The organism is Vibrio penaeicida (assembly GCF_002933855.1).
GTDB lineage: Bacteria > Pseudomonadota > Gammaproteobacteria > Enterobacterales > Vibrionaceae > Vibrio > Vibrio penaeicida_A.
Genome location: NZ_BFAQ01000009.1, coordinates 65998 through 70012, shown reverse-complemented (window position 1 = coordinate 70012; position 4015 = coordinate 65998). Strand labels below are relative to the sequence as shown.

Sequence of the window (4015 nt, the reverse complement as noted above, 5' to 3'; positions counted from 1 at the left end):
TGATTGTAGAATAACTACTTATCGAAATTTCTTGCCTTGTTCTCAAGCGTTTTTCCTTCGCTATTTATGAACACTTACTGACTGTGATTGGTATTAAACCACCCAGTTCAACGAAGGAGACCGCAAGGTCTCTTTTTTTAATTTAAAGCTCTTATTATATGAGATAAGTGGAATATAAATAAATGTCGAGAAAACTCTAACCATTCGTAAAGTAAACGTGATCTGAAGTGTGGAGTATTGCGAAAGTTATCATTACACTTACTCGAACAGTGCACCTGAGTGCGTAATAAGAACAAACCTTATCGACAAAGGCAAAAGTTCAATAACCCCGACACTGACCGTCCATGCCATATAAAGTCGATAAGCAGAAGTAATGAACAACGAATACAAGCAAGGAAGGACACATGGCTAGGTCTAACTTCGAATTCCTCAAAGGCGTAAATGACTTCTTGTACGCTATTACTAGCACGAACGAATTGCAAAGGTCCGTAAAGAAGCGGATGCCCTCGCTAAAGCGACAAAGAAAGCTGAAGTCGCCAAAAAGGTAATAAACGCATAATTTAACTTTTCCAGCTTTGTTAGGCGAAAAGCCAACGAGGTTTTTGACACAACGAAATGGCTAGAAATGAATAACACCAATCTAAACAAGTACACGCCAGAGCAGAACCATATACTGGACAAATTCAAAATCTACAACAAATTTGCAGAATACCTACCCAACTGGTCAAGAGATACGGTAGCAGCTTTTTGCCAAATCATCGAAGAAGCTTATTCGATTGGTTTGGATGCCTATATATTAGAGTCAACAAAAGATACTCCAATCCGTATAGGTCGAAAGGAGTTAGGCATACGGAACGCGGTTGAAACTTTTGCGACGTTCACGCCTCAAAATCAGACCCTCGTCTGTGATGTGCGATTTAAACATCGTGAGACCACCTCACAGCGATTTGAGGTAAATGACGAGCTGTTGGAACGGTTAAAAAGAACGGATTATCTCCCAGCCTTTATCCAAAGACACTCAATTCAACGTCAATCATATTGGCCAGCAGACTATTTAAACAATGAGAGCGTAGCAGTGGATGACCATAAGAAAGATCAGAAAAGTAAGGAAAGCGTCCTAAGTCAGTCGTCTCTAAACCAAATCCTTTACGGCCCGCCCGGCACAGGCAAAACCTACCACACCATTGAAGCCGCCGTAAAAGCCGCTGAGCCGGGCTCTTCTTGGGAAACTCGCCGCGAGTTAAAAGACATATACGATGATCTGGTGAAAGCCAAACGCATCCGGTTTGTTACCTTCCACCAAAGCTACGGCTATGAAGAGTTTGTTGAGGGCCTAAGCGCAACCACAACAGACAACGACCAAGTCAAATACACCATTAAAGAGGGCGTATTCAAAGCCATAGCGGATGACGCCAGAGAAAATCTGAAAAATAGCCAGAAAGATCAGCAAGCACTGAATGAGGAAAAAAAATTCGAACATGGTTTAGAGGCGTTGAAACTCTCTGCTTTTTATGACTCGGATGGAATTTCCCTAACTGAAGCGGTATCGATCATTGATATTACGGAGGAAGGTTTTCGTTACAGCGGCAGCAAATGGAAGGCTTCCCAGATCATGAAGTTTGTCGATTTAAAAAACCTCTATTTGGCAGACGTAAACAGTCGACAGGAAGTGAAACAAAATTCAACGGTATCGGGTTTAGCAAGAGAACATGCAACCTACTATTTTAAGGCACTCCAACAACTTAAAAGCTGTATTCCTAGTGAGATCGCAGACTCAGAACCATGCCTAAAGCAGAACTACGTATTGGTAATAGACGAAATAAACCGAGGCAATATATCTAAAATCTTTGGTGAGCTAATTACGTTGATTGAGCCAAGCAAACGTATGCCAGCGGTGAAAAAGCCCGAAGATGAGAGCCTTGAAATCCGATTACCTCACAGTACGCCTTTGTTTTCCGTCCCCGATAACCTGTACCTGATTGGGACCATGAACACTGCCGACCGTTCATTAGCCATGATGGATACAGCACTGCGTCGCCGCTTTGACTTTGTCGAGATGATGCCCAAGCCCGAGCTTCTAAAAGGCGTTGTTGTCAATGGTATCGACCTTGAGCGACTGCTTAAGGTACTCAACGAACGTATCGAGATTTTATACGACCGAGAGCACACCCTTGGTCATGCCTTTTTTATGCCTGTTAAAAACAAGTTGGAAGATAAAGAGCAAAAACACTTGGCGTTTTCTGAGTTGGTTACAGTATTTCAGAACAAAATCATTCCGCTTCTGGAAGAATACTTCTTTGAAGACTGGGACAAAATTCGCTTAGTACTTGCTGATAACCAAAAAACTGAACACTTGCAATTTGTGACCAAATCATCACTTGAACAAACAGCGTTAAAGCAGCTATTTGGCGACAAACATGGGCTCAATTCATTTGGTGAAACGTATCAGCAATATTCACTTAAAGAGCACGAGTCGGACGTGTGGCAAAACGCTAAGGCATACATTGGCATTTACGCTCCCGACAGCGTGAAAGAGGCTAAGCGTTCAGATGCGGCAAACACACAGCCAGAAGAAACAAAATCGGAACCAGAACCAAGCGAGGCGTAAATGACCACGCCTATTGTTTACGAGTTTGGTTATTTGAGTTTTGAGGAAGAGGTGGCACAAGCTAACGGCTATACGCTGATTTCACCTTCTGCCTTTCAATACCTAGAGCAATTGTGTCTAAACAAACACGCTGGCAAAGTGGGGCGTTTTTTAAAGTTGTTTACCCGATATGGGCACAAAGTACTGCAAGTGCAAAACTATGTGGGTGTGATATTTACGCCCAATGGTGAACACATCGAAGTGTTGCCCAAGTTAGCCAAAAAAAACGACCAATCTAAACCTGCAACCGTAGATGCGAGAAAAAAGCTACTTATGATGCTCAAGCATCTTCGCAAGTTTCGTTACATCGAAACCCATTCAGCAAGTATCGAGACGGAAAAAATGCCTTTGCTTGAGGTGTTTATTCAGCAGTTTTTACACAGTGTAAACCAGTTAGTGAAACGCGGATTACGCAGTGATTACGTGCAGTGTGAAGACAACCTTACCTTTTTAAAAGGCAAGCTATCGGTGCCTAAGCAACTTCGGCACAATCTGGTGAATAAGCACAAGTTTTATGTCGAATACGATGAATTTCTTCAAAACCGACCTGCCAACAGATTGATTCGGGCAGCGCTGAAAAAGGTGGGCTCTTACACACACCGCAATGCGAATCAACGGTGGATACGAGAGCTGGATTTTGCCTTTAACGAAGTCCCAATAAGTCGAGATGTTAAAAATGACTTCGCGCAAGTGAAACTGAACCGAGGAATGAGCCACTATGAACGGCCTTTAGCTTGGGCAAAATTGATTCTTGAGGGCTTTTCCCCAGTAAGCATGAAAGGCGAAGCCGAAGCGCCATCGCTTTTGTTTCCTATGGAATCAGTGTTTGAAAACTATGTGGCGTCTGTACTTAAATCCAAACTTAGTGAGGGTGTAGAGCTTACGACACAAGCCTCGTCCGAGCATTTAGTAGCGCACAATGGCCAAAGTCAGTTTGGGCTTAAGCCCGATTTGCTGGTTACTACGCCAAAGGGTTCCCCAATTGTGTTGGATACCAAATGGAAGTTAGTTGATGTTACAGCGAATAACTTTGGGTTATCTCAAGTAGATTTCTATCAAATGTTTGCTTACGGGCATAAATATTTAAATGGGGAAGGAGAGCTTTTCTTGATCTACCCTGCTCATGATTCATTTATGGAGCCAATTCAGCACAGTTTTAATTTCAGCGACTCATTAAAACTGTGGGTTGTTCCATTTGAGATCCAATCTGATGGGGCAAGCCAGCTAATGCTGAAAGGGTTAGAAAGCTCATCATGCATTCATTCCGTTTTCCAAAAATAGTATAGCCAAAATACCTTTTAAATCAGTATCCGTCTTATTGTCATTGGCTAGGGTCTGTTGACCTTTCGAGATGATTTTTGCAGCAAT

General features: G+C 42.6%; 2 protein-coding genes. Both read left to right on the top strand.

Annotated features, from left to right (window positions below):
- The first annotated feature begins 625 nt into the window (after window positions 1-625).
- A complete protein-coding gene (locus VPNCDNU1_RS03165; protein ID WP_104399021.1) occupies window positions 626-2608 on the top strand; it encodes an McrB family protein in 1983 nt (660 codons plus the stop codon).
- A complete protein-coding gene (locus tag VPNCDNU1_RS03160) occupies window positions 2609-3928 on the top strand; it encodes an McrC family protein (protein ID WP_104399020.1) in 1320 nt (439 codons plus the stop codon).
- Window positions 3929-4015: the final 87 nt, after the last annotated feature.